We start from the raw sequence: 3902 nt of genomic DNA, 5'->3' as shown, positions 1-3902 counted from the left end.
TAGTATACCGCCGCCGATACCAACAACCCAGGGATTTGAGAGTATTTCCATCATTCAATTCCTAATTAGAGCCTAACATTCATCACTCATCACTCATACAGGATTCGATATCCGCGACTGTCTTAGGCGCGCGCATGGACAGGACCTCATTGCCCTCGGCGGTAATCAGGACATCGTCCTCGATCCGGATGCCGATGCCGCGGTAGTGCGCGGGGGCCTTGGTGCGATCCGCCGGGATATAGAGTCCGGGCTCCACCGTGAGCACCATGCCGGGTTCCAGCCGCCGCCACTTGCCGCCGACCCGGTAGTCCCCGGCGTCGTGGACATCCATGCCCAACCAATGGCCCGTGCGGTGCATGAAATAGGGCTTGTACTTTTCCTTTTTAATGAGCTTGGGGACCGCCTTCCTGCCGCCCTTGAGGATCCCCAGCTCCACCAGTCCCTCGGTCAAGGTGCGCACGGCGGCCTTGTGCATCGCGTTCCAGCGGTTGCCGGGCACCGCCTTGGCAATGGCCGCCTCCTGGGCCGCCAGCACCAGCTCGTAGAGCTCCCGCTGGGGCGGGCTGAAGCGGCCATTGACCGGAAAGGTGCGGGTAATATCCGCGGCATAGCCCGCCAGCTCACAGCCGGCATCTATGAGCACCAGCTCCCCGTCCGCGAGCCGGTGGCGGTTATCCACATAGTGCAGCACACAGGCATTGGCGCCGCTGCCCACAATCGGGGGATAGGCCTGGAAACGCCCCCCGCGGGCGGCGCAGGTCTGCACGAACTCGGCCTCGAGCTCATATTCCCTCATCCCGGACCGACACAGGCGCATCACCCGGCGGTGGGCAGCGGCGGAAATCCGGACTGCCCGCCGGATGATCTTGAGCTCGGCCTTGCTCTTGCGAAGACGCTGCTCGGACAGCAGCCGCTCCAGGGCCACGAACTCGGTCGGAGCATGCACCCCGGAGCGCACCTTACCCCGTACCACATTGACCCACTCCATCAGGCGTTGGTCGAGCGCCGGGTTAGCGCCCGCCGGATAGTAGACCCGATCCCGGTCCTCCAGCAGCTTAGGCAGGACCTCGTCCAGCTTATCGATAGGGTGGGCCTCAGCGGCGCCGAAGTCCTGCCGGACCCCCTCGACACCGGAGCGCGCGCCTTCCCACAGCTCCCGCTCGGAATCGCGCGGCCGGCAAAAGAACACCAGCTCGCCCTCCTTGCGCCCCGGTACCAAGACCGCCAGCGCCTCCGGCTCAGGGAAACCCGTCACATAGAAAAAATCGCTGTCCTGGCGGTACGGGTAATGTACATCCCGGTTGCGAACCGATTCGGGAGCCGCCGCCAGGAGGGCAATGCTGCCGGGCTTCATGGCGGCGGCCAACCGCCGGCGGCGACGTTTGTATTCCGCAGCGGTCATCGACCCACTCCGGCCACGGGACACTGCTCCTCGTAAACCAGCATGACCGCCACCCGGACAAACTCCGTCAGCTCCGTCAGGGCCTGCTCATTTTCCTCGGAATCGTCCAAATCCTTAAGATCCAGGTGGGTGATGGCGGCAAAGTCGTCGCAGACCTCCCGGACCGGCCCCGAGAACTGGCTCACATCCATCCCGGCTAGCCCGAGGCCATACAGAAAGCCGCGGCTCCAATCGTAGAGAGCCACTGCCCGCTCCGCCAGGGGTGCCGAGTCCTCGGGCAGCAGTGGTGTGAAACCCAGGTACGGGTCGGCGATCCCCGTCCGGGTACGCGCCGCCAGGTCCTGCAAGGAACGCCGACATGCCCAGGTCGAGGGATCAGCAGTCGAGCGATCGGCGGCGGCGCCCGCCAGCAGCTCAGCGATCCAGGACTCCGCCGCCTGCGGCTCGCCGGTACACAGCATGGCGCACAGAATACCGTGGGCCTCGGCAGCGCTGGGGCCTAGAGCGGAGACAGCCAGCCGCTCGTTAAGCTCATGATAATGAGTACAAAAATCTGATGCTTGCATCGCTGGGGGCCGGTGCCGGAAACTACGGGAAGGCCACTTTTCATCATAGCATGGTGCGCAATGAATTGACCCCAGCGCCGACGCCTTCTATAGTGCCCTCCAGTTATCCCTTGGGAAGCATAGCCTGTGCCGAACTTCGACCTCGACACCCTGGAGCGGCAGGTAGAAGAGTTGATCCTCACCTGCCGTCACCTTAGAGAAGAGAACGACTCGTTGCGTGTGCGCCAAGATCACCTGGTCACGGAGCGGGCCGAACTCATCGGAAAGACGGAGCTGGCCCGCAGCCGTGTGGAATCCATGATCGCCCGTTTGAAATCCATGGAGGAAGAGCTATGAGCGAGGAGCCCATTGCCGTTTCGGTCCGGATCCTGGACAAGGAATACCGGGTTTCCTGCGCGCCGGACGAAGAGGCGGGCCTGCGTGAAGCCGCACGCCTATTGGACGAGCGGATGCGCAAGATCCGGCAAACCGGGCGCATCCTGGGCGCCGACCGGATAGCCGTCATGGCGGCCCTGAATATCGCCTACGAGTTGGCCAAGATCCAGAGCAGCAAAACGCCAAGCGAGCAGGAGCTCGACCGACGCCTGGGAGACCTCCAAAAGCGTCTCGGCGATACCTTGACGACGCAACATCAGGATGCCCCGGCGACGCAACATCAGATGGACGCGCGGGACGAAACGGTATAACCTGCGGTTTAGACATCCCCTGCGGTGTACGCGAGTGGCCTGGGTATTTTCTTGAGCCTAAATCGTACCCTGGGGGCAATAGGAATAAGGCCGTTGTGCATGTCCGCCCGGAGCGGAAAGCCTGAAGCCGACTTCCCCGCCCCCACTTGAACCGTCCGGTTCAAGAACAAAGGTCCATGTCGGCACCGGCGGGGGATGTCGCTTCCCATTTCCATGACCCCTGCTGGCACCCTCAGACGCCGCCTGCGTGCCGCGCGGGTAGCACTCGGTCCCGCCGAACAACGGCGCCATGCCCGTGCCCTGGCCCGTTCCCTGGGCAGGCAGATCGCTTTCCTGCGCACCTGCCGCGTCGGTGCCTACTGGAGCTCAGACGGCGAGATCGATCCCTGCCCCCTGTTGCAGCAGGCCCATACCCGTCGCAAGCGCTGCTTCCTGCCCGTGCTCCGGCCCCACCCGCACCGGAGGCTCTGGTTCCTGGAGTACCGTCCGGGCGACCCGTTGGCAAACAACCGCTTCGGCATCCCCGAGCCCCGTCTACGCAACCGGCGCGTCCGACTCCCCTGGGCCCTGGACCTGCTGTTGGTCCCCCTCGTCGGCTTCGACGCCCGGTGCAACCGGCTGGGCATGGGGGGCGGCTATTACGACCGCACCCTGGCCTACCTGCGCCGACGCCGCCACTGGCGCCGCCCCCGGCTGATCGGCATCGCCCACGAGTGCCAGCGGGTGGAGGCGCTGACACCGAACCCGTGGGATGTACCTTTGGATATGATCGTGACCGAGGCATGCATCTATTCACGGAAGGACGCGCATCTAGGGTAGGCTGTGCCCACCGAACGGGCCGCGGAAAGATCGGTTGCTGAGGAACGACCAACACCACAGACGAAAAAACGAAACAATCCGTGGAAATCCGCGTAATCTGCGGATAAAGTAAAGCAGGTCGAAAAAACATTCAAAGGAAGCCTCCATGACACCATCTTTTTTTTCGCAGTTCTTTCCCTGGTTGAACGTTCAGGGACTTTCAAGTAGGGATGTCAGTGTAGACGTAGGCCATGGGACCCGGTTGACTTCGCATTTTCACTTTAGTGGTGACCCTCGAATTGAGGAAGAGGTCGTAGAGAAAGTAGCCAGCTATGGCAAACAGCTCGGGGTCTTGTCCGAGGTGGTGCTGGCACTTGCCGAAGGGAAAGAGGACGAAAAGGTCAATCGACTGAAGAAAATGGTGGCTGACATTGAAAAGATTAAGGAAAA

At 62.6% G+C, this 3902-nt stretch carries 6 protein-coding genes and 1 other RNA gene; 5 read left to right on the top strand and 2 right to left on the bottom strand.

Annotated elements, in window-relative coordinates; genetic code table 11:
- Positions 1-82 precede the first annotated feature (82 nt).
- Positions 83-1402 (bottom strand): Xaa-Pro aminopeptidase, encoded by a 1320-nt coding sequence (pepP, locus tag E1958_RS19280; RefSeq protein WP_133513318.1) that lies wholly within the window; start codon positions 1400-1402, stop codon positions 83-85.
- A complete protein-coding gene (locus E1958_RS19275; protein WP_133513317.1) occupies positions 1399-1968 on the bottom strand; it encodes a UPF0149 family protein in 570 nt (189 codons plus the stop codon). Before E1958_RS19275 ends, pepP begins: the two co-directional genes overlap by 4 nt.
- A 126-nt stretch (positions 1969-2094) precedes the next feature.
- Between E1958_RS19275 and E1958_RS19270 the strand changes: the two genes are divergently transcribed.
- From E1958_RS19270 to E1958_RS19250, 5 genes are all read left to right on the top strand, one after another.
- Complete coding sequence (locus E1958_RS19270) at positions 2095-2304, top strand: TIGR02449 family protein (protein ID WP_089725895.1); 210 nt, start codon at positions 2095-2097, stop codon at positions 2302-2304.
- Positions 2301-2654, top strand: coding sequence for a cell division protein ZapA (locus E1958_RS19265; RefSeq protein ID WP_133513316.1), 354 nt, complete (start codon positions 2301-2303; stop codon positions 2652-2654). The genes E1958_RS19270 and E1958_RS19265 overlap by 4 nt, the downstream gene beginning before the upstream one ends.
- A gap of 13 nt (positions 2655-2667) precedes the next feature.
- A non-coding RNA gene (gene ssrS / locus E1958_RS19260) (6S RNA) lies at positions 2668-2853 on the top strand.
- A complete protein-coding gene (locus E1958_RS19255; protein WP_133513315.1) occupies positions 2850-3473 on the top strand; it encodes a 5-formyltetrahydrofolate cyclo-ligase in 624 nt (207 codons plus the stop codon). Before ssrS ends, E1958_RS19255 begins: the two co-directional genes overlap by 4 nt.
- 145 nt (positions 3474-3618) lie before the next feature.
- Positions 3619-3902: hypothetical protein (locus E1958_RS19250; protein WP_208108625.1), on the top strand; the 284-nt coding region annotated here is incomplete at its 3' end.

Source organism: Candidatus Thiosymbion oneisti, assembly GCF_004359955.1.
GTDB classification, from domain to species: domain Bacteria; phylum Pseudomonadota; class Gammaproteobacteria; order Chromatiales; family Chromatiaceae; genus Thiosymbion; species Thiosymbion oneisti.
This window is presented reverse-complemented; position numbering and strand designations above follow the sequence as displayed.